This window comes from Devosia geojensis, assembly GCF_000969415.1.
Taxonomy (GTDB): Bacteria; Pseudomonadota; Alphaproteobacteria; order Rhizobiales; family Devosiaceae; genus Devosia; species Devosia geojensis.
Map to the genome: position 1 here is coordinate 1 of NZ_JZEX01000129.1, position 24855 is coordinate 24855.

At 66.9% G+C, this 24855-nt stretch carries 28 protein-coding genes; 14 read left to right on the forward strand and 14 right to left on the reverse strand.

All coding sequences use genetic code 11. From position 1 onward, the window contains the following. Positions 1-218: 218 nt before the first annotated feature. Positions 219-1292 (reverse strand): aldo/keto reductase, encoded by a 1074-nt coding sequence (locus VE25_RS15620; RefSeq protein ID WP_046109581.1) that lies wholly within the window; start codon positions 1290-1292, stop codon positions 219-221. A gap of 97 nt (positions 1293-1389) precedes the next feature. Between VE25_RS15620 and VE25_RS15625 the strand changes: the two genes are divergently transcribed. Then, positions 1390-2286, forward strand: a complete 897-nt coding sequence (locus VE25_RS15625) for a LysR family transcriptional regulator (RefSeq protein WP_046109582.1) — start codon at positions 1390-1392, stop codon at positions 2284-2286. Between the two features lie 130 nt (positions 2287-2416). Here the strand turns inward: VE25_RS15625 and VE25_RS15630 are convergent, their stop codons facing one another. After that, positions 2417-2647 (reverse strand): hypothetical protein, encoded by a 231-nt coding sequence (locus VE25_RS15630; protein WP_046109583.1) that lies wholly within the window; start codon positions 2645-2647, stop codon positions 2417-2419. A 4-nt stretch (positions 2648-2651) separates the two neighbouring features. Then, positions 2652-3578 (reverse strand): glycine--tRNA ligase subunit alpha, encoded by a 927-nt coding sequence (locus VE25_RS15635; RefSeq protein ID WP_083988989.1) that lies wholly within the window; start codon positions 3576-3578, stop codon positions 2652-2654. Positions 3579-3617: 39 nt separating this feature from the next. Between VE25_RS15635 and VE25_RS15640 the strand changes: the two genes are divergently transcribed. Further along, a complete protein-coding gene (locus VE25_RS15640; protein WP_083988990.1) occupies positions 3618-4553 on the forward strand; it encodes a phosphotransferase family protein in 936 nt (311 codons plus the stop codon). Here VE25_RS15640 and VE25_RS15645 read toward each other — a convergent pair whose 3' ends face one another. From VE25_RS15645 to VE25_RS15655, 3 genes are read right to left on the reverse strand one after another with little or no spacing between them, the layout of a single operon-like run. Beyond that, a complete protein-coding gene (locus tag VE25_RS15645; RefSeq protein ID WP_046109586.1) occupies positions 4554-4796 on the reverse strand; it encodes a hypothetical protein in 243 nt (80 codons plus the stop codon). 5 nt (positions 4797-4801) lie between these two features. Beyond that, positions 4802-5647, reverse strand: a complete 846-nt coding sequence (locus VE25_RS15650; RefSeq protein WP_046109587.1) for a S49 family peptidase — start codon at positions 5645-5647, stop codon at positions 4802-4804. A gap of 50 nt (positions 5648-5697) precedes the next feature. Then, entirely contained in the window at positions 5698-6480 is a 783-nt protein-coding gene (locus VE25_RS15655; protein ID WP_160299993.1) for a tRNA1(Val) (adenine(37)-N6)-methyltransferase, read from the reverse strand. Between the two features lie 91 nt (positions 6481-6571). Between VE25_RS15655 and VE25_RS15660 the strand changes: the two genes are divergently transcribed. Next, positions 6572-7591 carry a polyprenyl synthetase family protein gene (locus VE25_RS15660; protein WP_046109588.1) on the forward strand — a complete coding sequence of 340 codons (1020 nt, stop codon included), beginning with the start codon at positions 6572-6574 and terminating at the stop codon, positions 7589-7591. Between the two features lie 10 nt (positions 7592-7601). Here VE25_RS15660 and VE25_RS15665 read toward each other — a convergent pair whose 3' ends face one another. From VE25_RS15665 to VE25_RS15685, 5 genes are all read right to left on the reverse strand, one after another. Further along, positions 7602-7994 carry a type II toxin-antitoxin system VapC family toxin gene (locus VE25_RS15665; RefSeq protein WP_046109589.1) on the reverse strand — a complete coding sequence of 131 codons (393 nt, stop codon included), beginning with the start codon at positions 7992-7994 and terminating at the stop codon, positions 7602-7604. After that, positions 7991-8236, reverse strand: coding sequence for a type II toxin-antitoxin system Phd/YefM family antitoxin (locus VE25_RS15670; RefSeq protein WP_046109590.1), 246 nt, complete (start codon positions 8234-8236; stop codon positions 7991-7993). The genes VE25_RS15665 and VE25_RS15670 overlap by 4 nt, the downstream gene beginning before the upstream one ends. A gap of 268 nt (positions 8237-8504) precedes the next feature. Beyond that, entirely contained in the window at positions 8505-9377 is an 873-nt protein-coding gene (locus VE25_RS15675) for a 4-(cytidine 5'-diphospho)-2-C-methyl-D-erythritol kinase (protein WP_046109591.1), read from the reverse strand. Beyond that, positions 9374-11083, reverse strand: a complete 1710-nt coding sequence (locus VE25_RS15680) for a tetratricopeptide repeat protein (RefSeq protein WP_046109592.1) — start codon at positions 11081-11083, stop codon at positions 9374-9376. The genes VE25_RS15675 and VE25_RS15680 overlap by 4 nt, the downstream gene beginning before the upstream one ends. Before the next feature lie 110 nt (positions 11084-11193). After that, positions 11194-12846, reverse strand: a complete 1653-nt coding sequence (locus tag VE25_RS15685) for an electron transfer flavoprotein-ubiquinone oxidoreductase (RefSeq protein ID WP_046109593.1) — start codon at positions 12844-12846, stop codon at positions 11194-11196. Between the two features lie 128 nt (positions 12847-12974). Here VE25_RS15685 and VE25_RS15690 point away from each other — a divergent pair, with 128 nt between their 5' ends. Genes VE25_RS15690 through VE25_RS15705 form a run of 4 tightly spaced genes read left to right on the forward strand, consistent with a single transcriptional unit; the run spans position 12975 to position 14926 of the window. Beyond that, a complete protein-coding gene (locus VE25_RS15690) occupies positions 12975-13217 on the forward strand; it encodes an antitoxin (RefSeq protein ID WP_244466953.1) in 243 nt (80 codons plus the stop codon). Further along, positions 13214-13621: a type II toxin-antitoxin system VapC family toxin gene (locus VE25_RS15695; protein ID WP_046109594.1), complete on the forward strand. Its 408-nt coding sequence runs from the start codon at positions 13214-13216 to the stop codon at positions 13619-13621. Before VE25_RS15690 ends, VE25_RS15695 begins: the two co-directional genes overlap by 4 nt. A gap of 31 nt (positions 13622-13652) precedes the next feature. Further along, positions 13653-14498: a uracil-DNA glycosylase gene (locus tag VE25_RS15700; protein WP_046109595.1), complete on the forward strand. Its 846-nt coding sequence runs from the start codon at positions 13653-13655 to the stop codon at positions 14496-14498. Positions 14499-14533: 35 nt separating this feature from the next. Then, positions 14534-14926: a GFA family protein gene (locus VE25_RS15705; protein WP_046109596.1), complete on the forward strand. Its 393-nt coding sequence runs from the start codon at positions 14534-14536 to the stop codon at positions 14924-14926. Positions 14927-14928: 2 nt separating this feature from the next. Here VE25_RS15705 and VE25_RS15710 read toward each other — a convergent pair whose 3' ends face one another. After that, positions 14929-15831 (reverse strand): dihydrodipicolinate synthase family protein, encoded by a 903-nt coding sequence (locus VE25_RS15710; RefSeq protein ID WP_046109597.1) that lies wholly within the window; start codon positions 15829-15831, stop codon positions 14929-14931. Positions 15832-16067: 236 nt separating this feature from the next. On the opposite strand from VE25_RS15710, the gene VE25_RS15715 reads away from it, so the two are divergent. The 5 genes from VE25_RS15715 (at position 16068) to VE25_RS15735 (ending at position 20602) form a co-directional block, all read left to right on the forward strand. Continuing rightward, a complete protein-coding gene (locus tag VE25_RS15715; RefSeq protein WP_046109598.1) occupies positions 16068-17360 on the forward strand; it encodes an MFS transporter in 1293 nt (430 codons plus the stop codon). Then, the gene (moaB, locus tag VE25_RS15720) at positions 17335-17871 is read left to right on the forward strand and encodes a molybdenum cofactor biosynthesis protein B (protein ID WP_046109599.1); all 537 of its coding nucleotides are present in this window, start codon (positions 17335-17337) and stop codon (positions 17869-17871) included. The genes VE25_RS15715 and moaB overlap by 26 nt, the downstream gene beginning before the upstream one ends. Then, complete coding sequence (locus VE25_RS21960) at positions 17868-18761, forward strand: phosphotransferase family protein (RefSeq protein ID WP_052732016.1); 894 nt, start codon at positions 17868-17870, stop codon at positions 18759-18761. The genes moaB and VE25_RS21960 overlap by 4 nt, the downstream gene beginning before the upstream one ends. A gap of 109 nt (positions 18762-18870) precedes the next feature. Next, the gene (locus tag VE25_RS15730; protein WP_052732017.1) at positions 18871-20019 is read left to right on the forward strand and encodes a PA0069 family radical SAM protein; all 1149 of its coding nucleotides are present in this window, start codon (positions 18871-18873) and stop codon (positions 20017-20019) included. 229 nt (positions 20020-20248) lie between these two features. After that, on the forward strand, positions 20249-20602 hold the full coding sequence (locus VE25_RS15735) for a DUF4180 domain-containing protein (RefSeq protein WP_046109600.1): 354 nt from the start codon (positions 20249-20251) through the stop codon (positions 20600-20602). A gap of 312 nt (positions 20603-20914) precedes the next feature. Here VE25_RS15735 and VE25_RS15740 read toward each other — a convergent pair whose 3' ends face one another. After that, positions 20915-21523 (reverse strand): hypothetical protein, encoded by a 609-nt coding sequence (locus VE25_RS15740; protein ID WP_152664644.1) that lies wholly within the window; start codon positions 21521-21523, stop codon positions 20915-20917. Between the two features lie 80 nt (positions 21524-21603). Between VE25_RS15740 and rnhB the strand changes: the two genes are divergently transcribed. Together rnhB and VE25_RS15750 are read left to right on the forward strand one after the other, a co-directional pair. Next, on the forward strand, positions 21604-22269 hold the full coding sequence (gene rnhB, locus VE25_RS15745; RefSeq protein WP_046109602.1) for a ribonuclease HII: 666 nt from the start codon (positions 21604-21606) through the stop codon (positions 22267-22269). 84 nt (positions 22270-22353) lie between these two features. Beyond that, on the forward strand, positions 22354-23487 hold the full coding sequence (locus VE25_RS15750; RefSeq protein WP_046109603.1) for a site-specific DNA-methyltransferase: 1134 nt from the start codon (positions 22354-22356) through the stop codon (positions 23485-23487). Positions 23488-23705: 218 nt separating this feature from the next. On the opposite strand, the gene VE25_RS15755 is transcribed toward VE25_RS15750, so the two are convergent. Further along, positions 23706-24761 (reverse strand): A/G-specific adenine glycosylase, encoded by a 1056-nt coding sequence (locus tag VE25_RS15755; RefSeq protein ID WP_046109608.1) that lies wholly within the window; start codon positions 24759-24761, stop codon positions 23706-23708. Positions 24762-24855 lie beyond the last annotated feature (94 nt).

Below are 24855 nucleotides of genomic sequence, written 5' to 3' on the forward strand. Positions count from 1 at the left end.
CCTATCCCCTCCCCTCAAGGGGGAGGGGGACGCATGGTGCTTGCGGCACCGTCGTGCCCCACCCACTGCCTGTCATCCCGGCGAAAGCCCGTGGACCTGAGACGGGAGTGCTTCAATCGGACTTCACTCGCCCATCCACCGTGCGGCTGCACCTCAGGGTGGATCCCAGCCGGTGGAGCTAGGGGCGGCGGTGCCGGACCGCCGCCCCAATCTCCCCTTCAGCGCCGCTGGGGGACCGTGACCTCGCCGAAGATCACCGAGCGGGGCATCGGGCGGTCGAGGAATTCGTGGGGGAAGCCGAGGTCGATGGCGCTGGCTTCGTCCAGGCGGGTGCGCTGGTCGGGGGTCAGCACCACGTCGAGGGCGCCCAGGTTGTCCTCGAGGTGGGCGAGGGTGCGGGCGCCGACGATGGGGGCGGTGACGGCCGGGTTGAGCAGCGTCCAGGCGATGGCGACCTGCGAGGGCGACCTGCCGGTCTCGGCGGCGACGGACTTGACCACCTCGGCGATGGCGAGGCCCCGCTCGGTGAGCGAGCCGTTGGCGGCGGCGACGTTCTTGCGGGTGCCTGCCGGGCTCGCTTCGCCCGTCCCGATTTCGAGATCGGCGCGGGTGTACTTGCCGGTCAGAACCCCGCTGCCGAGCGGCGACCACGGAATGACGCCGAGGCCCATCTCGCGGGCCATGGGGATGAGGTCGCGTTCGACGGTGCGCTCGATGAGGCTGTACTCGATCTGCAGCGCGACGAGCGGCGACCAACCGCGCAGGTCCGCGATCGCCTGCATGCGCGCGACCTGCCAGGCCGGCGTATCGGAGATGGCGACGTACTGCACCTTGCCGGAGCGCACCAGATCATCCAGGGCGCGCAGGATCTCCTCGACGGGCGTGGTGAAATCCCAGACGTGGAGATAGAGCAGATCGATATAGTCGGTCCCGAGCCGGCGCAGGCTCTGCTCGACCGACTGGAGCATGCTCTTCCTGTGGTTGCCGCCGGCGTTGGGATCGACCGGGCGGGCGGTGGCGGTGTACTTGGTGGCCAGCACCAGCCGGTCGCGGCGGCCCTTGGCGAAGGTGCCGACGAACCGCTCCGAGGTGCCGTTGGTGTACTGGTTGGCGGTATCGATGAAGTTGCCGCCGCGATCGACATAGGCATCGAGGATGCGGCGGGATTCGGCCTCGTCGGAGCCCCAGCCCCAATCGGTGCCGAAGGTCATGGTGCCGAGCGCGACCGGCGACACGCGCAGGCCCGAGCGGCCGAGAAGGCGATAGGATTTGAGGGAAAGCGTCTCTGACATCTGTCATCTCCAGTTGGCGATGCCGGGAAGATGGCGCTTTCCCACTCTTTCGATAATGCGCTAAGGTGCGCAAGGGTTATTCAGTTTCGGGTGCATAATGCGCGGCAGCGACTATGCGGAACTGCGGGCGTTCGCGGCGGTGGTGGAGCACGGCAGCTTCGGCCGGGCGGCGGCGCACCTCAACATGTCGGCGTCGGCCTTGAGCCAGACGATCCGCAAGCTCGAGGAGCGGCTGGACATCCGGCTCCTCAACCGCACGACGCGCAGTGTCGCGCCGAGCGCGGCGGGAGCAAAGCTCCTCGAGCGGCTGCTGCCGGCGCTTGCCGACCTCGAGGCGGCGGTGGCCGAGGCGCGGGCGCTGCGCGGCACGCCCTCGGGGTTGTTGCGGATCAACTGCACGCGGATCGCGGCGGTGGAATATCTCGGGCCGCTGGTCGGCGAATTCCTCAACACCTATCCCGACATCACGCTCGACGTGGTGGTGGAAGAATCGCTGATCGACGTGGTGGCCGGGCGATACGACGCGGGCATAAGGCTCGGCGAAAAGCTCGACCTCGACATGGTCGCGACGCGGATCAGCGGGGAGCTGGAGATGATGGTGGTGGCGGCGCCGAGCTATCTCGAGCGCCACGGCACGCCGCAGGTGCCGCAGGACCTCAAGCACCACCGCTGCTTCAACTTCCGCTGGCCGACGGATTTCAGCCTCTATCGATGGGAGTTTTCGCGGGACGGCGAAGCGTTCGAGCTGCCGATCGAGGGGCCGCTCATCACCAACGAGCCGGAAATGGCGATCCAGGCGATCGTCGACGGGGCGGGAATCGGCAACATCTTCGACTATGCGGCAAAGCCGCTGATCGCCGAAGGCAAGCTCGTCCACCTGCTGAAGGACTGGACGCCGCCGTTTGCCGGGTTCTACCTCTACTACCCCAGCCGCCGGCAGATGTCGCCGGCGCTACGGGCGTTCGTGGATTTCCTGCACGAGAGGGTGAGGTGAGGCGGCGCTGAAAGAGCCGCCTACTCGCCTGGGTGAATGCGATACTTGTGCTCGGTATAGAGCACGATCGCCCAGCCTCCGGCAGCGATCACGAGCGGGAGAACCACGAATACGAAGAACTGAAGACCAGTCACGATTGCAGTCCTTTCAGCGTTCGTCTTGCTGCCAAATGTAGTACGAGCGCGGCGAAAAACCAAATCGCGGTGCCGAGGATGAACACCCACGCCGCGATCTCTGAATCGGTAACGCTGTAAACCGTGGCCGCGCCCGGCGCGAGGACACCCACCGTCAGGCATGCCGTCGAGGCACGGTCGAGGGCGTTCGCCTGGAGCTTCAACGTTTCGTTGAGGATCAGACTCATCCGCTTATGCCGCCCCGCCGCCGGCCGTCTGCAGCCAGGCTTCGCCGCAGGCCTTGGCGAGCTCGCGGATCCTGAGGATGTAGCTTTGCCGCTCGGTGACGGAGATGACGCCGCGCGCGTCGAGCATGTTGAAGGTGTGGGAGGCCTTGACCACCTGCTCGTAGGCGGGGATGGCCAGCGGCTGACCGTTGGCGTTGCCATTTCCGCCCGCGAGGATGGCGCGGCATTCCTTCTCGGCGTCGGCGAAGTGGCGGAAGAGGATCTCGGTGTCGGCGACCTCGAAGTTGTACTTGGAGGATTCCTGCTCGTTCTGCAGGAAGACGTCGCCATAGGTGACCTTGTCGGCGCCCGCGCGGCCGTTGAAGTTGAGGTCGTAGACGTTCTCGACGCCCTGCACGTACATGGCGAGGCGCTCGAGGCCGTAGGTGATCTCGCCGGGAACGGGCGAGCATTCGAAGCCGGCAACCTGCTGGAAATAGGTGAACTGAGAGACCTCCATGCCGTCGCACCAGCACTCCCAGCCGAGCCCCCAGGCGCCCAGCGTCGGGCTCTCCCAGTCGTCCTCGACGAAGCGGATGTCATGGAGGGCGGAATCGAGGCCGATGGCGGCCAGCGACTTCAAGTAGAGGTCCTGGATGTCGTCGGGGGACGGCTTCAGGATCACCTGGAACTGATAATAGTGCTGGAGGCGGTTGGGGTTCTCGCCATAGCGCCCGTCGGTCGGCCGGCGCGAGGGCTGCACATAGGCGGCCTTCCAGGGCTTGGGGCCCAGCGCGCGGAGGGTCGTGGCGGTATGGAAGGTGCCGGCGCCCATCTGCATGTCATAGGGCTGGAGGATGACGCAACCCTCGCTCGCCCAGAAGTTCTGGAGCGTCAGGATGAGGCCCTGGAAGGAATTCTTCGGGTCCATGTGGGGCGGAAGTTGCGTCATCGGGTGGGGTCCGGGGATAGGTTCGGCGGGAACCTAGTGGTGGCCATCCAGCCGGTCAAGCGCGTCGCTGTTGACAGCTCCGCCGCGCCGGCCGCAGGTGGATACATGGAAGCGCTACACGATTCAGACATCCTATCGAGACTGGGGGTTCCGGGCGCACCGTTGCTTGGGTCGGGCGGGGAGGCCCACGTCTATGCTCTCGGAAACGAAAGAATTGCCCGCATCATGCGTCCCGGCGCGCAGTTGCCGGACGCCGAAGCGCGGGCGAATCTGCTTGCCGAAATTGCAGCTGCTCGTGGAGACCTTCCCTTCCTGACGCCCGAGGTGGAAGAAGTGCTGGTCATCGAGGGACGGGTGGTCGCGGTCGAACGACGCCTGCCGGGCGAACCGGTATCGCACCTTCTCACCCATCTGGACGGCACGACCCGCCGCGATCTGCTGGCCGACTATCTCGATACGGTTTCCCGGATTGCAGAGATCAGCCTGCAGCGGGCGTATTTCGGACCACTGCTCGGTGGCGGGGATCTGCGTAGTGCATCCTGGGCGGAGTTTGCCTCGGCGCGCCTGCGCGCAAGCTTACACCGCTGCCCCGACGATCTGCGCCCGGCGGTCGACGACGTGAAACGACACCACCTTCCCGAGCCCGAGCGCGCCTCACTGGTACATCTCGATTTTTTCCCGGCCAACGTATTGGCGCTGGGCGGCAGGGTTTCCGCAGTACTGGATTTCGGTGCCACGGCGGTCTTCGGCGATGCGCGCATGGACGCCTGGAGCGCCGTTGCCTATCTCGATGCCGAGATTTCGCCGGCGGCCAGCGCCGAGGATCGCCTGCAAGCCACGGACTGGCTCGCTGCGAAGGGCCTCAAAGCCGGCTACGATACGGGGAAGCGTTGGCTCGCCGCCTACTGGTCGCGTGCGACCGACGATGTCCAACTCATGGGCTGGTGCCGGAAGGTGCTGCTCGCACACGGGTAGTCACCGGGACCGGTTCTCATCTCCATCGCTCGGCCGATAGGTCCCGTCCTTGTCGCGCTTCAGTTCGATGACGCCGGGCTGGGCACGTTCGGCGAGGTCGCGGGCGCGGCGGCGGGCGTCGTCTTCGCGGTCGAGTTTCCTGAACTGGCCGGACCAGTCGCGCCAGATCTTGCGCAGGCCGAAGAAGATGAGGCCGCCGATGATCGCGATGACGATGATGCGCAGCAGGTAGCCGGTGAGCATGTCGGTCAGAGCCCGTAGCGGGACCAGAGGGCGCGGTCTTCGAGCGCGGCGGCGGCATCGGAGGCGATGGCGCTGCCCGAGAAGCCGAAACGCGGGAGCTGGAAGAGGCCGCGCTTGGGGGCGATGAGCTTCAACTCGACATTCCTGCCGAAACGGGTGGCGAGCGTCTCGTAGAGGTCGCCGATGGCGTCGACGAGGCCGAGTTCGACACCCTTGAGGCCCGTCCACCACTCGCCGGTGAAGAGCTCGTCGTCGCTGGCCTTGAGCCTGGCGCCGCGGCGGGACTTCACGTGGTCGATGAAGACCTGATGGATGTCCTGCTCGAAGGTCTTGATGCGGGTGACGTCTTCCGCCTTTTCCGGCAGGAACGGATCGAGCGTCGATTTGTTCTTGCCGGCCGTATAGAGGCGGCGCTCGACGCCGACCTTGGCGATGGCCTCGACGAACCCGAAGGTCGCAACGATGACGCCAATGGAACCGACGATCGAGGAGGGATCGGCGATGATCTCGTCGCCGGCGACGGCGATGAAATAGCCCCCGGAGGCCGCCGCGTCCTCGACGAAGACCAGAACGGGCTTCTTGTGCTCGTCGGCGAGATCGCGGATGCGCTTGGAGATGAGGCGGGACTGCACGGGCGAGCCGCCGGGCGAGTTGACGACGATGGCGACGGCCGGCGCCGACTTGACGGCGAAAGCGCGCTTCAGGAGCGGCTCGACGCTGACGATGTTGAGCCGGCCGGGGCGCTGGTCGGCGGCGATGACGCCATGGAGGCGTACGACGGGGATGACGGGACCGCCGCGCTTCGTGAGCCGGGTCAGCCAGTTGCCGGAGCGGGCCGGGAGAGTCGCCATGAACTGCCTCGCATTGGTTCGCCCGCAGATTTAGGGGCAAGACGGCGCAATTACCAGTCGAGGCGGACCATCCCCTTGAGGATCGCATCAAATTCCGGTGTGAAGGCGCGACCGGCGTCCGCATGGATGGGGCGGGAGGCCAAGAGGGTCAACGGCGCGCGCGAGCCCTTGACGGCGCGCGCCAGCACGCGGCTCGCGGGTTCGCCGGGACGCGGGCAGAGCGGCAGGATGGTGATGGCGCCGAACCTCTGGTCGAAGGCAGCCAGAAGCGGGCCGAGGCCGGCGGCGGGATAGACGAAGACGATCTCGCCGCCCGGAGCCGCCGAGGTCGCGGCGGTGCGCACCCAGAGATCGAGCGCACCCTCATCCATGTGCCGGGCATCGGCGCGAGGCGCGGCGGCGCGGGTGCCGGCAGCGGCATCGAAGAACGGCGGGTTGGCAATGACGGCACCGTAGCTGTCGGACCCGAGACCGGCGGCGCTGCGCTCGGCGCCTTTGGCTGTGACATCGAGGAGGATGGTGCGCGCACGGGTAGTAAAGCCGTTGGCCTCGATGTTGGCCTCGGCCAGGGCCAGCATCTGCGCATCGCGCTCGACGAGGGTGGCAGACAGTCCGTCATCGTGCGCCAGCGCCACGAGACCGGCGGCGCCGACGCCCGCGCCGAGGTCGAGCAGCGTTTGCGTGCCGATGCGCACCGCTGCGCCGAGGAGCACGCTGTCGAGGCCGGCGCGAAAGCCGTTGCGAGGCTGCGACACAGTGAGGCGGCCGCCCAGAAACGCATCGTGCGTCAGCGTTTGGGATTTTACTTTCTGGTCGGGCTGGTCTAGGGACACTCGCACCCCATGGCGGTTGTTGCGCGTTAGCATAGAGGCGCCCGCGGGATGGGCTCAACCGGAATTGCCCGAGGGCGATCGTGGGAACGGAATGGCGGTCTCTCTACTGACGCAGACGAGGCAGGACAGGCGCGAGAACGCCATCGAGCGGCTCCTCACCGTCACGCACGACGACATGGCCCGGGTCAACGCCATGATCCTCGAGCGCGCCGATTCGCACGTCGACATGGTGCCCGAGCTTGCCCGCTACCTCATCGAGAGCGGCGGCAAGCGCCTTCGGCCGATGCTGACTGTGGCGGCGGCAGCGCTCTTCGGCAAGGGCAACGGCAGCGCCGTCAATTTCGCCGCGGCCGTCGAATTCATGCACAACGCCACCCTCCTCCACGACGACGTGGTGGACGAGAGCGGCATGCGGCGCGGCAAGCCCGCGGCGCGGATGGTCTGGGGCAACAAGGCCTCGATCCTCGTCGGCGATTTCCTGCTGGGCCAGGCCTTCATGATGATGGTCGAGACCGGCGACGTCGCCGCGCTCGCCGTGCTCTCCGCCGCTTCAGCGACGATGGCCGAGGGCGAGGTGTTCCAGCTCGCCAAGACCGGCGACCTGACCACCACCCCGGAGGACTACGCCGAAGTCATCCGCGCCAAGACCGCCGTGCTCTTCCAGGCGGCGTGCGAAGTGGGCGCGATGGCGGGCGGGGCCGACGAGACGGGGCGCAAGGCGCTGAGCCTTTATGGCCTCGAGCTCGGCAACGCCTTCCAGCTCGTCGACGACGTGCTCGACTATGGCGGGCAGAGCGGAACGCTGGGCAAGAACGTCGGCGACGACCTGCGCGAAGGCAAGATGACGTTGCCGATCATCCTGTCGCTCGCGGAAGGATCGGACGCCGAAAAGGCCACGATCACCAACACGCTGGGCAAGGCCGACGCCAGCGCCTTCGAGGTCGGCCAGGTGGTTGCCATCCTCAACCGCCACGGCACGCTCACGCGCACGCTCGAGAAAGCACGGGGACATGCGGAGGCGGCGGTGGCGGCGCTTGGCGTCCTGCCCGAAAGCGAGATGAAGACGATCCTCGCCGACGTCGTCGAGTTCAGCGTCGGGCGGGCGTATTAGGCGGGAGAACCTATAGCTGGATGTGCCGCACCGGCGCGGGGTAGCGGGCGACGCGCTCATCCACCGTAAGCAGGGTAATCCCTTCGACGATTGCCTGGGAGATCAGGATCCGGTCAAACGGATCCTTGTGAAGGGGCGGCAGAACATCGATGCCCACCGTGTGCTCTCCGGTAATGGGGAGTTCCTCGTAGCCGTTGTCCAGCAGCCCGCGCCTCAGCAGGCGTGCATCGACGGTGAAATCCTCCCGCCCGAGGCTGCGCTTGATGGCGACCTCCCATAGGCTGGCCGCGCTGAAGATCAGCTCGTTTTCATCATTCTCGATTTCAGCAAGGGCTGCCCGAGGCAACCGGTCTGGCTCACCGGCCGCCCAGAGTAGGAGATGGGTGTCGAGCAGGAGCTTCATTCGTCGCCGCCGAACATCTCGTCGATTTCCGTTTCGCCCATCCGATCGAAATCGTCAGGCACCGTAAACTGACCGGCCATGAAGCCGGTGCGGCGCACCTTTTGGGCTGACCGAGAATCGAGCGGCACAACCTTCGCCACGGGCTTGCCGGCCTTGGCGATGACAAAGGGCTCGCCTTGCGCCGCTTTTTCGACAAGGCGCGAGAGGTGCGTTTTCGCTTCGTGGATGTTGACGGTGCGCATGAATTCGATCCAGACTTAGTTCGATGAACTTAGTCTACTTAGCATTTCGGTGCAAGCGTGATCCGGCGGATATTGCCGAGAGGGTGGGATGAAGAGAATCCTCGTAGTGCAGCTCAGCGTCGGACAGGCGTAACGGCGCCGGTTCCGCCTTTACCGAAAGCCCTTGATCACGCGTCCTCCGTCTCAGCCGCCCAGCCAGTGTGTACTGGGTCCCGGCTTTCGCCGGGATGACAGGCGGCGGCAGGGGTGGGATGGTGCCTCGCGACCGCTACGGCGCAATCAGTGGCGCGGCGGCGACCCAATAATCCGGATACGTCTCGCGCAGTTCATGGGCGGCCTGGTGGGCCTGGGCGCTGGAGCCGAAGAGGCCGAAGACGGTGGCGCCGGAGCCGGACATGCGGGCGAGCATGCAGCCGGGCGCCTGGCTCAGCCGCGCGATGAGGCTGCCGATCTGCGGGACCATGGCGACGGCGGGCGGTTCGAGGTCGTTGCGGGTCTCGGCGAGCCAGATGCCGAGCTGGGCCGGGCGGGTCATCGGCTCGGGAAGGTCGGGCATGGGCGGATTCTGGCGCGATTGCAGGCGCCGGAAAACCTCGGCGGTGGCGACGGGAACCAGCGGGTTGACCAGCACGACATGGCAGGCGGGAAAGGCCTTCAAGGGCCGCATGACATCGCCGATGCCGCGCGCGACGAGCGGCGCCGAGACGAGACAGGCGGGCACGTCGGCGCCAAGGCTCGCGGCGAGCGCCACGAGGTCGGCGGCGGCGATCTCGGTCTCGCCAAGGGACGCCATCAGCCGCAGGACGGCGGCGGCATCGGCGGACCCTCCCCCGAGGCCGGCGGCGACCGGCAGGTTCTTGGCAAGGGTCATATCGAGGCCGAAGGGCACGTGGCCGGGCCACCGGGCGCGAAAGGCGGCGACGGCGCGGGTGACGAGGTTTTCGCCGTTGCCGAGGCCCTTGCCGAACGGACCGGTGACGGCCAGCCGGTCGGCAGCGGCGGGCACGGCGGTCAGCTCGTCGCCGATATCGGCGAAGACCATGAGGCTGTCGAGCTCATGATAGCCGTCGGCGCGGCGGCCGACGACGTGCAGGGCCAGGTTGACCTTGGCGGGCGCCGGCTGGACGAACGGCTCGGTCACTCTGTGGTGGCGTTTTCTTCTGTCAGGCCCTCGGCGAGCTTGCGGGTCGCGCGCTCGGTGACGTTGCCTTCCTCGTCGACGTCGATGGCGATCTTCCACTGGAAGCGGGCTTCCTGCATGCGGCCGGCCTTCCAGTAGGCATCGCCGAGGTGATCGTTGATCTCGGGATCGTTGGGGCGAAGTTGGACGGCATTTTCGAGCACGTCGACGGCCTCGTCGATCCGGTCGAGGCGGTAGAACGCCCAGCCGAGGCTGTCGACGATGTAGCCGTCCTGCGGCTGCTGCTCGACGGCCTTCTCGATCATCTCGAGGGCCGGCTCCAGGTTCATGCCCATGTCGACCCAGGAATAGCCGAGATAGTTGAGCACCTGCGGCTGGTCGGGATTGAGCTCGAGCGCCTTGAGGAAGTCGGCCTCGGCGAGCTCCCACTGCTTGGAGCGCTCGTAGGAGATGCCGCGCACGTAGTAGAAGCGCCAGTCGGCGGGGCGGTTGCCGCCGGCAAGCTCCAAGGCCTTGGTATAGGCCTCGACCGCCCTGTCGTACTGCTCGTCGTAGCGCAGAATGTCACCGAGGACGGAAACCGCGTCGAGGTCCTCGGGGCTGGTGGCGACGATGTTGGAGAGGCGCCGGATGGCCTCGGGCCGGTCGCCCATGGAATCGAGGTTCTGCGCGACGCGCACCACGGCGGTCGGCTTCATGGCCGAGCGGGCGGGAATGGCGTCATAGACCCTGTTGGCCGCCTCGTGCTGGCCGGCCTGGTCGAAGATCTGGCCGAGGGCGAGCGAGACGACATCAGCGCCGGGATCGAGGTAGAGCCCCAGGCGCAGGAAGACGAGGGCAAGGTCACGGCTGCCGTCGCGGGCGAGCGCCACGCCGATGCCATGATACATCTCGGCGGCGCCGACCTGGACGTTGGACGCGAAGACCCCCGGACGCTGGCCGGAATCGACGGCATCGGCGACCAGCGCCACGACCGGATGGGCGAGGCCCTGGGCCTCGTAGGCATCGAGCACGTCCTTGGCCTCGGCGAAGCGCCCGGCATTGGCGAGGATACGCGCATAGACCTCGACGATGCGCGCCACCAGCGGCTCGGCGTCATAAGCCCTACCGGCGAGGTCGATGGCGGTCTGCGTGTCGCCGGTGGCTTCGGCCATCAATGCGCGGTGGAAGACGAGGAAATCGGCAAGCCCGTCGCGGCCCAGGCGGTCGAGCAGGGCGTCGGCCTCGCCGGTCTTGTTCTCGCCGACAAGCGCCCAGGCGCGCAGGACCGTGCCGGTAATGGCGGTGAAGGTGCCCTGCTTCAATTTTGCGAGAATGGCCGAGGAGGCGGCGTAGCGGCGCTCCTTCAAGGCCTGGGTGGCGACGACCAGCTCGGCGAGCTCGTGCTTGGGATCGAGGGTCAGGAGGTGCTTGGCGACGTCGGCCGCGCGGCCGATCTGGCCGTCTATGGCAAGGCCGATGAAGGCACGCTCGACGAGGACCGGATTGTCCCAATCCGCCTCGGCGGCGGTCATGAAATGGCGGGCAGCCTCATCGGTGCGCAGGTCCGCCATCGCCTGCTGACCGGCGAGATAGCTGCCGCTGGGGCTGCGCTGGATGAGGGAAAGGAAATCCCCGACCTTCGTCTGCGCCGCGGCGGGCCCGGCGATGGCAAGGGCCAGCGTCAGAAGCAGCGGACGCGCGAAACGGCGAAGAAGAGTGGTCACGAGGTTTCGGTCTCCTTTTGCATCGCGGCCAAGCCGGCGCGAAGCAGACAGTGCCGCAAAGATTGTCGCTTTTGCGGCTGGCTCGCAAGTGCGGCGTGGCGAACCTGCGCTCACAATCCGCTGTAGTTGGGTCCGCTGCCGCCCTCGGGCGGCACCCAGGTGATGTTCTGGGCCGGATCCTTGATGTCGCAGGTCTTGCAGTGGACGCAGTTGGCCGCGTGGATGCGGAACACCGGTGCGCCGCCCTCCTCGGCCATCTCGTAGACGCCGGCCGGACAATAGAGGGGCGCCGGCTCGCCGTAGACCGGCAGGTTGCGCGTAACGGGCACCGAAGGATCGGTCAGCCGCAGGTGCACCGGCTGGTCCTCGTCATGCGAGAGATTGGCGAGGAAGACCGACGAGGCCCGATCGAAGGTGATGCGGCCATCGGCACGCGGATAGGCGCGGGGCCGGACGGCGGATATCGGCTTCAGCGCCTCGAAATCGCGCTTCACGTGGTCGAGCGTGCCCAGCGGCGAACTGCCGAAGATCGCCTGCGTCCACATCTCGATGCCCGAGAGAAGGACGCCGAACCTGTTGCCGTAGCGACCCCAGAGCGGCTTGACGTTGCGCACGGGCTTCAATTCGGCCTCGATGCCGGTGTCGAGCACCTTGCGCTCGAGACTTTCGATGCGGTCGTGGGCGCGCCCGGCAACGATCGCCTCGCCCACCGCGTCGGCGGCGCCTATGCCCGAGAGGATGGCGTTGTGGATGGCCTTGATGCGCGGGGCGTTCATGAAACCGGCCGAGCACCCGATGAGCGCGCCGCCGGGAAAGGCGAGTTGCGGGATCGACTGCAGGCCGCCGGAGGTGACGGCGCGCGCGCCGTAGGAGAGGCGCGTGCCGCCCTCGAGGAGCGCGGCGACGTAAGGGTGCGTCTTGAAGCGCTGGAACTCGTCGAACGGCGAGAGGGTCGGATCGGAATAGTCGAGATGGACGATGAGACCGAGATACACCTTGCGGTCGTCGGCATGGTAGAGGAAACCGCCGCCGGAGGTGGCGTTGTCGAGCGGAAAGCCGAGGAAATGCTCGACGCGGCCGGGCTGGTGCTTTTCCGCCTCGATCTGCCAGACTTCCTTGAGCCCAAGCCCGTATTTCTGCGGGCTGCGGCCGTCGGCAAGGCCGAAACCGGCGATGAGCGCCTTGGCGAGCGACCCGCGGGCGCCTTCGGCAATGAGGGTGTATCTGGCCTCGAGGGCGATGCCGGCGGCGTGGCCGGGCTTGGGATTGCCCTGCCGGTCGAGGCCGAGGTCGCCGGTGATGATGCCACGCACCTCGCCCTCGGGGCCGGTCAGCACGTCGACGGCGGCGGTCATCGGGAAGATGTCGACGCCGAGGCCGGTGGCCTGCTCACCCAGCCAGCGGCAGAGATCGCCGAGGCTGAGGATGACGCCGCCATGCGTCTTCATCTGTGGGGGCATGAGGGCGGTGGGGAACGCGAAGGCGCGTTTGGGCGTCAGGACGTGCAGGCGATCCTCGAAGACGTCGGGGCCGACAGGCGCGCCCTTGAGGCGCCAGTCGGGAATGAGGGCATCGAGGCCGCAAGGGTCCATCACGGCGCCCGAGACGATGTGGCCGCCGATCTCGGCGGACTTTTCCACCACCGTCACGGCGATGTCCGGGTGGCGCTGCTTGATGCGGATCGCCGCGGCAAGACCGGCCGGGCCCGCGCCGACGATGACGACGTCGGTCGATAGCGTTTCGCGGTTTCCTGCCTCGGCCATTGGTCGGGTTCCGGTCGAAATCGAGTGGGGTTCACTAACAAACCACCAGCGCAATGGCGAGCCTGTTGCAGCAAACCCTTCGACATCCTATGTTGGCATATGCTAAAGGCCTATGCCAGGAGTGCGCTTTGTCCCAGTCGAATGCCAGAACTGTGCGCTTGTTCCGTAATGGACGGAACCAGGCGGTGCGTATTCCCGTGGAGTTCGAGCTGCCGGGAGACGAAGCCGTATTGCGTCGAGAGGGGGGGCGTCTGATCCTCGAGCCCATGCGCAAGAAGGGACTGGCGGCATTGCTCGCAAGCTGGGATGAGCAAGGAGTGGATTTTCCCGTGGTGGACGATCCCGCAGCGAAACCCGAGACGATCTTTTGAGCGAGCGTTCCTACTTTCTCGACACGAATATCGTTTCCGACCTGCTGCGCAATCCGCGAGGAAGAGCGGCATCGGCAATTCTGGCTGTCGGCGAGGACACCATCTGCATCAGCGCAATCGTTGCCAGCGAACTGCACTATGGGGCGGCGAAATCGGGTTCCACGCGGATCGCCCACATGGTTGAGGAGCTGTTGCGGGAGGTCCCGATCCTCGCCTATGAGCCGCCCGCCGACAGGCACTATGGACGCATCCGGGCGGAGCTGGAGGCCAAGGGACAATCGATCGGCGGCAACGACCTGTTGATTGCCGCGCAGGCGCTGGCGAACAACCTGATCCTCGTAACGGACAATGTCCGGGAGTTCGGCCGTATCAGCGAACTCACAATTGAGAACTGGCTGCGCTGACGCCTGCGCGCAGCCGTGCTAGAATCCCGTCATGCTTCCCGACCAGCCCCATGACCCGGACGACCTGATCTCGATGCTTGAATGGTATCGGGCGGCGGGGGTGGACGTGCCCGTCGGCGAGGAGCCGGTCGACCGGTTCGCCCAGCAGAAGGCGGCGCGGGCGGCGGCGAGCGAGCGGGCGCAGGCGGCGCCCTTCCCTGCCCCGGTTCCGCAGCAGGCCCCGCCGCCGGTGATGGAAGCCTCGCTCTCGTCCGACCCGGCCGAGGCGCGGGCCCTCGCGGCCGGCGCGCAGACGCTCGACGAGTTGCGCCAGATCCTCGATGGCTACAATGGATGCGGGCTGAAATTCCGCGCGACGCAGCTGGTGTTCGCCGATGGGAATCCGCAGGCTGAGATCATGCTGATCGGCGAAGCGCCGGGCGGCGAGGAGGACCGGATCGGACGCCCCTTCGTCGGCCGCTCGGGCCAGCTGCTCGACCGGATGCTCAAGGCCATCGGGCTCGACCGCACCAAGGTCTACATCGCCAATACCGTTCCCTGGCGCCCGCCCGGCAACCGCAATCCGACGCCCGAGGAAATGGCGCTGTGCCTGCCCTTCCTCAACCGGCAGGTGGAGCTGGTGGCCCCCAGGATCATCCTTTCGCTTGGCGGCCCCGCGACCAAGACCGTGTTCAACACGGACATCGGCATCCTCAAGATGCGCGGCAAATGGGGCGAGGTGACGCTGGGCAACCACAAGGCGATGGGCCTGGCGACGCTCCACCCGGCGTACCTGCTGCGCACGCCCTCGGCCAAGCAACAGGCGTGGCGGGATCTGCTGACGTTGCAGGCGCGGATTGCCGAGATGGGAATAGCGCTCGAAGCGGGCGAGAACTGAGGTCGGGACTAACCATCGTTTGAGGGAGAGGCAGCATGGACCGAATAACGGGCGGTTGCCTCTGCGGCGACGTTCGAATCGTGGCGTCGGGACAGCCATACCGGGTCGGCCTTTGCCACTGTCTCGACTGCCGTAAACATCACGGGGCGCTTTTCAACGCTTCCGCGATATTCCCCGAGGATGCGGTGACGATTGCGGGCGAAACCCGCGACTATGCCGGCCGGCACTTCTGCCCGCGCTGCGGCTCGTCGGTTTTCGCGCGCACCGGGGACGAGATCGAAGTGAGCCTCGGCTCCCTCGATGCTCCCGACCAGCTGATGCCGAGCTACGAACTCTGGACCATCCGCCGCGAGTCCTGGCTGCCGCCGTTTCCGCTCAGGAGGCGATACGAGCGCGATCGCGTCGCCACCGGTCGCGGTGAGGAATAGTGTCAGACCACGAGCTCGGATGGCAACCGCCCGATGACGTCTGCAACATGGCTTCGCGCGGTATCCGACAGCGGCAGGATCGGCCTTGGCGGGGCCGCCCGGGCTATGCCGAGGATCTCCGCCATCGCGTAGACGACCCGCAAGCTCGAGTAGGTGCGGAAAAGCTCCCAGACAGGACCCAGCGCAGTATCGAGCCGGCGCGCTTCGGCTTCGTCATGGTTCTGTGCGGCCCGGACTATCCGCAGGCAAATACCGGGGAGCAGGCCACCCAGAACGCTGTGCCAGACGTCTGCCCCCGCAATCATAGGCGCGAGCACGTTCCAGTCACCGCTGTATCCGAGCGAGAACCCCGCAGGGACACGGGCGCGCAGGTCCCCCAGGTGCGCCACCGTCTCCCCCGACAGTCCACTGGGACTCTTTACGCCGACGATGCCAGGCACCTGGGACAGTCTGGCGATCAGTTCGGGGGAGAACCGGAAGTGCGTCGTTCCGGGATTGTCGTAGATGCACAGCGGCAATCCGCCCTCGCGGGCGACGGTCGAGTAGTGCTCGAACGCCTCGTCCTCGGTGAGCGGCGTATACGAAACCGGCGCCAGCAAGCCGCACGACGCGCCTATCGACGTGGCGTCCCTCGCCAGCTCCACGGCGTCATCGGTTCTCAGGGCCCCTACACCGACCATGAGCGGCGCGGCGCCCGCGATCTCGTCGACGGCCACCTCGAGCGCCGTTCGCCGCTGCTCGCGGGTCAGGTACATGAAAGTCCCGGTGCTGCCGAGAAGGCCGACGGCGTCGACGCCCGCGCTTCGCAGCCGGGCGACGAGCCGCCGCAACGCGACGGCATCCACCCGCCCGTGCCGGTCGCAAGGCGTTATTGGAAAAGCGGCGAGGCCTTTCGGAAGGGCCATATCCAGAACTCCCAGTGAGGCCACAAGGGGCCACGATCGCTCATGGGCGAATGGCATCTATCATATCGAGATTCGACACGACAACGCTTCGCGCGCCCCACTCGACCCAAAATTAACGGTTCTGCCGCAATTTAGGCCGGCTTGAACGACAAACAGGCGCAACCGCCCATTCGTCATCTCCGTTGGGCGGTAAAGTCGCGCCGCTGGGGGAGCGGCTGGATACTGCCGGGCACGACATGGCTTCCGTCATCAAAATCTACGCGCTTTTCCTCGGTTCCGCCCTCTTGATGTTCGGCGGGGGCCTGCAGGGCCTCCTGCTTTCGGTGCGCGGCGCCGAAGAGGAGTTCTCGCTGCTGGCGCTGGGGCTCATCGGCACCGGGTGGTCGGTGGGGTTCGTCGCCGGCTCGATCACCGTGCCGATGATCGTGCGCAAGGTCGGGCATATCCGCGCCTTCTCGGTGATGGCGGCGATCGGGACGGTCACGATCCTCCTCAACCTCCTCTGGATCAACGACGTCAGCTGGATCGTCCTGCGCGCGCTCTCGGGCTTCTGCTTTGCGGGCGCGGCGATGATCGTCGAGAGCTGGCTCAACGAAGTGGCGGACAACCGCAGCCGCGGCACGATCTTTTCCATCTACGTGACCATCAACATGGCCTCCTCGACGCTGGGGCAGATCGCCATGTCCGTGACGGGCACGGCCGGCTACATCCCCTTCGTCGTCGGGGCGATCAGCTTCATCTGCGCGGTGCTGCCGACCGCGCTGACCTCGAGTCCGCAACCAAAGCCCCTGAGCTCGGCCAAGCTCGACATCGGGCTGCTCTACAGGACATCGCCGGTGGCGGCGATCGCGGCGTTCTCGTGCGGCATGGCCAACGGCTCGTTCGGCACGCTGGCGCCGGTCTACGGCTATGAGCAGGGGCTGGACGCGTCGGGCATCGCCTTCCTCTTCGCCATCGCGGCGATCCTCGGGGCGATCGCGCAGATCCCGGCGGGGCGCCTCTCGGACCGGATCGACCGGCGGCTGGTGCTGATCGGGCTTGCGGGCGCTGCGGCGGTCGTCGGGTCGCTGCTCATCCTCATCAATCCGGGACCGGGCGTGATCATGTACGTGCTCTTTGCCGCCTACGGATTCGCCGCCAACCCGCTCTATGCGGTGGCGGTGGCGCACGCCAACGACTTCGCCAGGGAGGGCGAATTCGCCAAGATCGCCGGCGGCATGCTGCTGATCCTCGGCGTCGGGCTCGCCATCGGGCCGGCGGTCGCCTCGATGCTGATGGGCGCGCTGGGGCCGGTGGCGCTCTTCGTCATCACCGCCATATTCCACGGCGTCCTGGCGCTGACGGCCTTCGCGCGCATGCGGGTGCGCGGCCCCGTCGACGCGGCCGAGCGCGCCCCGTTCCGCTCGATGAGCGGGGACCGGCAGGTGACGCCGGAAACTGTTGCGCTCGATCCGCGGGCTGATAGTGATGAGGCCGATATCCGCGACGAGGAGAGGCCCGCCAATGTTCAAATCGGCACTCAACCCTGACCGCCAGTTCGTGCCGCTTTCGATCGCGGTGATCGCGGTCTCGGATACGCGCACGCTCGAGACCGACACCGGCGGGGCGCTGCTGAAATCGCTGCTAGAGGCGGACGGACACCGTTGCGCGGCACGCGTGGTGGTGCGCGACGACGTCCAGCAGATCCGCAATGCCGTACAGGGGTTCGTCGCTAATCCCGATGTCGACGTGGTGCTGACGACCGGAGGCACCGGCTTTTCCGGCCGGGACGTGACGCCCGAGGCGATCGAGCCGCTGTTCGACAAGCGCATGGAAGGTTTTTCCGTGCTCTTCCACCAGTATTCGGCAACGACCGTCGGCACCTCCTCGCTACAAAGCCGGGCGACGGCGGGGCTCATCGGCACGACGTTCGTCTTCTGCCTACCGGGCTCGCGCGGCGCCTGCCGCGACGCCTGGGAGGGCATCCTCACCCACCAGCTCGACTACCGGCACAGCCCCTGCAACTTCGTCGAGCTGATGCCGCGGCTCGACGAGCGGTGAGACCGGCGGTCGAGCACGGGGCGCTCGTTGCCGAGCTCAAGCGGCTGCTTGGCGGAACGGTATCGCTGACCCCGGTTTCGGAAGGCGAAGAGTCGCGCGCATTCGGGCTCTCGGCGGACGGCGAAGAGCTGATCCTGCGGCTGCACCCGACCGGCGACGGCTACGCCAAGGATGCGTTCGCGGCGCGCAGCTTCGGCTCGGCGGACCTGCCGATTCCGAAGGTCATCGACTACGGCATTCTGGATGCGGGGCTTCACTATTGCCTGTCGCAGCGGGCTCCCGGGCGCACGCTGCAGGACCTCGACACTCCTGAGCTGGAACCCGTGCTCCAGCCGGTGGCGCGGGTGATGGAGGCGATGGCGCGGACCGATGTCGGGGCGATCAGCGGCTTTGGACGCTTCGATGCGCAGGGGCGTGGCGCGCACGAGAGCTGGCGCGCGCATCTGCGTGCCATCACCGATTCGAAGAAGTGGCGGGAAGCTTACGAAGGCGGGGTGCCGGAACGAGTCGTGCGTCTCCTCGATCTGGTCTCCGCGCTCGCCGACGGATGCCCGGAAACGCACGGGCTGGTGCATGGGGATTTCGGCTCCAACAACGTGATTGCCGAGAACGGGCGGATCACCGGCGTCATCGACTGGTCGGAGGCGATGGTGGGCGATCCGCTCTATGACGTCGCCAACATCTTCTTCTGGCGGCCGTGGCTCGACTGCATGGAGCAGCAGGCGCGCTTCTTCGAGCGCGAGCGGCCGGACGTGCTCGCGGACGCAAGGCTCGCCTGCTACCAGTTGCGGATCGGGCTCGAGGTGCTGCTCGAAGCCCTGATCGACAAGGACGAGCGCGTGGCGAGGTGGGCGCTCACGCGCTGCGAGACGGTGGCATCGGGCCGCTAGCTCGTCCGCCCTCGCGGCAAATGTTCTTGTTATGTTCTCATGCAACTGCTAGATTCTCCTCATCGTTAACCAAGCGAGATTCGCCGGCGGCGGCCGGCAGGAGAATGCGATGGCCCTTTACCAGGCCCCGTCTTTCGAGACTCTGGAAAAGCTCAGCCGCAGCCGCGACGCGGACCTGACGCGGCGCGAGCTGGTCGACCCTCAGCGCATCCGCGGGCGCGGCGCGCAGTCGAATGCCGTGGGGCGGTTCGAAAAGCATACGCGCGAGGGGTTCGCCGACGGCTGGGATATCGTCGAGGCGCTGCCGATGTTCGAGACCGTCGAGCATATCGAGCGGGCGCGCACCATCATCACGCGCAACGACAGCCCCGATATCGGGTTCGACCGCTCGATCAACGCCTATCGCGGCTGCGAGCACGGGTGCTCCTACTGCTTCGCGCGGCCGACGCATGCGTATCTCGGCCATTCGGCGGGCATCGAGTTCGAGCGCGACATCTACGTCAAGACCAACGCCGTCGAGGCGCTGCGGCATGAGCTCGCGGCCAAGACCTATCGCTGCCGGCCGATTGCCATGGGCACCAACACCGATCCCTACCAGCCGGCCGAGCGCAAGCACAAGCTGACGCGGCAGATCCTCGAGGTGCTGCTGGAGACGCGCCATCCGGTGCTGATCACCACCAAGTCGGCGCTGATCGTGCGCGATCTCGATATCCTGTCGGAAATGGCCAGGATGGGGCTGGCGGCGGTGACGATCTCGGTGACCTCGATGGACCACAAACTGAGCCGCAAGATGGAGCCGCGCGCCTCGAGCCCGGCGCGGCGGCTGGAGGCGATAAGGCTCCTCGCCGAGGCGGGCGTGCCTGTCTCGGTCAATGCCGCCCCGATGATCCCGGCGATCAACGACATGGAGCTGGAGCGCATCCTCGATGCGGCCGCCGCGCAGGGCGCGATCGGGGCCGGCATGATCCTGGTACGATTGCCCAACGAAGTGCGCGACATCTTCCGCGAGTGGCTGCTGCGGCACTTCCCGGACCGGGTGCGGCACGTGCTCGCGCTCATCCGCGACACGCGCGGCGGGCGCGACAACGACCCGAACTTCCACTCGCGCATGCGCGGCGAAGGCCCCTACGCAACGCTCCTGCGGCAGCGCTTCGAGATGGCGCGCCAGCGCTACAAGCTCGACGGCAAGATGCGGGCGCTGCGCACCGATCTCTTCACCCCGCCGAAAGTCGAGAGCGACCAGCTCAGCCTCTTTTGATCGTGACGGTCGGGCCTGCTATGCAGGGGCTGAGAGCAGCGAACTCATCGTTCACGAATCTGACGGAAGCATGGACCGGCTGGCTTCCCTCCCCCTCGAGGGAGGGGTCGGGATTTGGGTCAATCGGTGGCTCACACAACGACCCCCGCCCTCAATCCCTCCCTCAAGGGGGAGGGAGGCGATAGAGCCGCCGTTTCCGACAAACGATGAAGGTTCTGGGAGGCGGAAAATGGATGTCCGCGAGATCAACGGACAACTGGTGATGGAGTATCCGGCCGATGGGCCGGTGCTCGCGACCGTTCCGGACGTCATCGACCTCATCGGAGAGACGTTCGGCAACAACGCCACGGTCGTCGTCGTGCCCGCATCAAGGCTTGCCGACGATTTCTTCCGGCTGCGCACCGGCTTTGCCGGCGAGGTGATGCAGAAGTTCCAGAACTACCGCAAGCGGCTGATCATCGTCGGCGACATCTCGGCTCATCTCGCCGAGAGCAAGGCGCTGCACGATTTCGTCGGCGAGACCAACCGCGTCGGCAACCACTGTTTCGCGGACGGCAGGGAGGCGATGGAGGCGGCGGTCTGAGGGCTGGCCGTTGTCAAATGGCAGGGAGTGCTCCTGCCGGTGGGAAGCGATGCTGTTGCGCCATCGCTTCCCAATTCAACGGGTCATTCCCGCGAAAGCGGGAATCTCTGTTTCATTACCAAGCCCGCAAACGGAGGTTCCCGCTTTCGCGGGAATGACCCGGTTGAAGGGAAAGATCGGTAGCACGGCCAGCCGAACTTCGGTTAGGCGGAGAAGATGCCCGAAGGGCCGATGAGGGGACCGTAGCGCCGCCTCTGACTTCTCCGTTCGTAGCGAAATCGCAGGCCCCTCACCCCCAGGGACGTGCGATGATCAATTGTACTCCTCGACCCGCCTTGCATAGGCGTCCATGAAATCGAGGGAGGCGAGGACGCCCTGCATGGAGAGACGGATGTCGGCGAAGGCCTGCGGGTCGTCGCCGGCGAGCGGGATGACGAGTGTGGCTGAGGCCTTTTCCCTCATGGCGGCGATGAGCGCGTCGCGCTTTGCGGGATCGGAGACGAAGTACTGGTTGACGGTGGTGTAGCGCGTCTCGAGGTCGGTGCCGTAGGTCAGGAGCATGGGCGGCTCGCTGCCGAAGCGGATGCGCAGCGGCCGGTTGCGATCGAAGCTCGTGCCGCCGTCCGCCTGGTCGGAAAAGGCGACATCGAGCTCGCCATTGAGGCGGTTGAGAATGAGCGTCAGCTTGTAGTCCGGTTGTCCCGCTTCGTTCTGTCCGGTGCCGGTCGAGGCGAAGCAGGAGACGTAGTAGTAGCCGGCCGAGGCGTTCTCCTCCTCGATGGCGTCGGGACAGACGGCCAGCCAGTCGCGGTTGTACTCGCGCCATTCACCGAAGGGGTGGTGGAACGGCTCGCCGGCGACCTGCCCCGCGGCGAACATGGCGGTCAGGGCGGCCAGCAGGAACGGTACGCTGTGTTTCATCGAAATCATCGCGTGCTCACAATCTGGAAAAGCCTATACGAGGACTTGCCGGGAAGGGAGCCCGATTGCATGCTTTAGGCATGCTGTTCGAATCGACCGAGACCGCCGGCCCCGACTACTCCCACGAGATGGAGGCCAAGGCGCGCGGCGCGCGCATCGTCGCCGGGGTGGACGAGGCCGGGCGCGGGCCGCTCGCCGGCCCTGTCGTCGTCTCGGCAGTGGTGCTCGACGCCGCCCGGATTCCCGAGGGGCTCGACGATTCCAAGAAGCTGACCGAAGCGCGGCGCGAGGAACTGTTCGAGGAGATCGTCGCCAGCGCGCATGTGTCGGTGGTCATCGCCCCGCCGACGATCATCGCGGCCCGCAACATCCTCGGGGCAACGCTCTGGGCGATGCGCAAGGCCGTGCTCGGCCTCTGCGTCACGCCGGACCGGGTGCTGGTGGACGGACGGGACGTGCCGATGGGCCTGCCCTGCGAAGGCCTGGCGCTGATCGGCGGCGACGGGCGGAGCGTCTCGATCGCGGCCGCCTCGATCGTCGCCAAGGTGACGCGCGACCGCATGTGCCGGATCATGGACTGCGACGCGCCGCTCTTCGGCTTTGCCAGCCACAAGGGCTATTCGAGCCCGGCGCACATGGCCGCGCTCGCGCTGCACGGGCCCTGCCGGCACCACCGCGAGGACTTCGCGCCGGTGGCCGAGGCCTACCGCCGCTTGACGGAACCGACTGTCGCACAAGCGGTTTAACCTTTCGCTAACCTACTGAATTCATGCCGCTTTAACCCTAACGCGGTACAAACGCAGCGTAGTTTTGCGTTTGGGGTTGAGTGCATGTTGCATACCGCGCGTACGGCTTTCCAGGCCGATGCGGACAAGGGACAAGTCCTGCCGGTCGACACCATTCTGGTCGGCGATTGCGTCTCCCACATGAATGCCCTGCCGGCGGGATCGGTCGACCTGATCTTTGCCGATCCGCCCTATAATTTGCAGCTCGAGCAGGGCCTCACGCGTCCCGACCAGAGCCGGGTCGACGCGGTCGACGACGACTGGGACAAGTTCGAGAGCTTTGCCCATTACGACGTCTTCACCCGCGCCTGGCTGACGGCGGCGCGCCGGGTGCTGAAGCCCGACGGGGCGATCTGGGTCATCGGCTCCTACCACAACATCTTCCGGGTCGGCTCGGCGCTGCAGGACCTCGACTACTGGCTCTTGAACGACATCGTCTGGCGCAAGGCCAACCCGATGCCGAACTTCCGCGGCACGCGCTTCACCAATGCGCACGAGACGCTGATCTGGGCGGCGCGCGGGCAGAGGAGCCGGGTGACCTTCAATTACGAGGCGATGAAGCTTGCCAATGACGAGACGCAGATGCGCTCGGACTGGCTCTTCCCGATCTGCACCGGCGCCGAGCGCCTGAAGGACGGGAACGACGAGAAGGTGCACCCGACGCAAAAGCCCGAGGCGCTGCTCTTCCGCATCCTCAACGCGACGACCCGGCCGGGCGACGTGGTGCTCGACCCGTTCTTCGGCACCGGCACGACCGGGGCCGTGGCCAAGAAGCTCGGCCGGCACTTCATCGGGATCGAGCGCGAGGACGCTTACGTGGCGGCGGCGCTGAAGCGGATCGCGGCGATCAAGCCGGGCGCGCGCGAGGCGGTGGCGGTGACGACGCCCAAGCGCAAGGAAACGAAGGTTCCGTTCGGCTCGCTCATCGAACAGGGGCTGATCGCGCCCGGCACGCAACTCTTCGACGCGCAGAAGCGTTTTTCCGCAATGGTGCGGGCAGACGGCTCGTTGGTCAGCGGCCCTCACCAGGGCTCGATCCACAAAGTCGGCGCCCTGGTGCAAGGGGCAGAAAGCTGCAACGGCTGGATGTTCTGGCACCACGACCTGGACGGGCGCATCGTCCCTATCGACGAGATGCGCAGCAGCATCCGCGCCCAACTGGATCTGCTCTCCGCCTGATTTCGACCTCCAATCAGTCAGGCTCACTGCCGCCGGTTAGTCCGGCGGCTTTCTTTTTGGGATGTTCACGTGGGTATAAAGGCCCCCTCACCCGGCTCCTTCGGAGCCGACCTCTCCCCCAAAAGGGAGAGGTGGCGGGCTCTCTACCCCGGTGCCCGCCTTTACCTCTCCCTTTTGGGGGAGAGGTCGGCGCGTAGCGCCGGGTGAGGGGGCCTTTCCTAGATGCCGGCGGCTGCCAGTACTTTACGGAAGAGCGTCGGCAAGGCCTCGCGGCCGGTGGCGCGTGGGTCGGCCCACCAGCCTTCGGTGAGGAGCGCCGGGGCCGGCACCGTCGCCGACCACACCTCCAGCTCCAGGCGGAAATGGGTGAAGACGTGGACGACCTGGCCGTGGTGGCGCCAATCGGCGGCGACGGGGTAGTTGGGGGCGGCGAGAGCGCCGGCCCACTCGGAGGTGGGCACCTCGGTCATCTTCGCCAGAAGGCCCTTGTCGGGGCGGGTGCGCAGGTAGACGTCGCCGTCTCCATCGCGCATGACGAAGGCGTGACCGTAACGCACGGGGCGGCCGGCCTTGGCCGCCTTGACCGGAAAGGCGAGCGGGTTGCCGGTGCGGGCGCCGGCGCAGCCGGGCTCGAGCGGGCAGAGCATGCAGAGCGCCGAGCGCGGGGCGCAGATGGTGGCGCCGAGGTCCATCAGCGCCTGGGCGAAATCGCCGGCGCGGGCGGGGACCGATCGGGCAAGCTCGGAGCGCAGGTCCTCCTTGGCCTCCCTCACGGGCACCGAGAGCGCGTGATAACGGGCGAGCACCCGCTCGACATTGCCATCAAGGACGGCCGCCCGCTCATCGTGGCAGATGGCGGCGATGGCGGCGGCGGTATAGGGGCCGATGCCAGGCAGGGTCAGCAGGTCCTCGGCGGTATCGGGGAAGACGCCGCCATGCCGCTCGACCACCGCCCTGGCGCAGGCGTGGAGGTTGCGGGCGCGGGCGTAATAGCCGAGGCCGGCCCATTCGACGAGCACGGCATCGAGCGGGGCGGCGGCGAGCTCCGCGACCGTCGGCCAGAGCTGCGTAAAGCGGGCGAAGTATTTGCCGACCGCGGCGACGGTCGTCTGCTGCAGCATGACCTCGGAGAGCCAGACGCGATAGGGATCGGGCCGCTCGCCCCCTGCCCTCGCCCGCGGCGGGACGCGCCAGGGCAGCATGCGCGCGTGCCTGTCGTACCAGGCGAGCACGGCGGCGGCATCCAGCGGGCGGGGCGTGGAGAGGTGAAGCATGGGGAGAACCAAGCGCGAAGTGGGAAGCGAATGCAAGGAGGTCTTTGATCAAGCACCATGCGTCCCCCTCCCCCTTGAGGGGAGGGGATAGGGG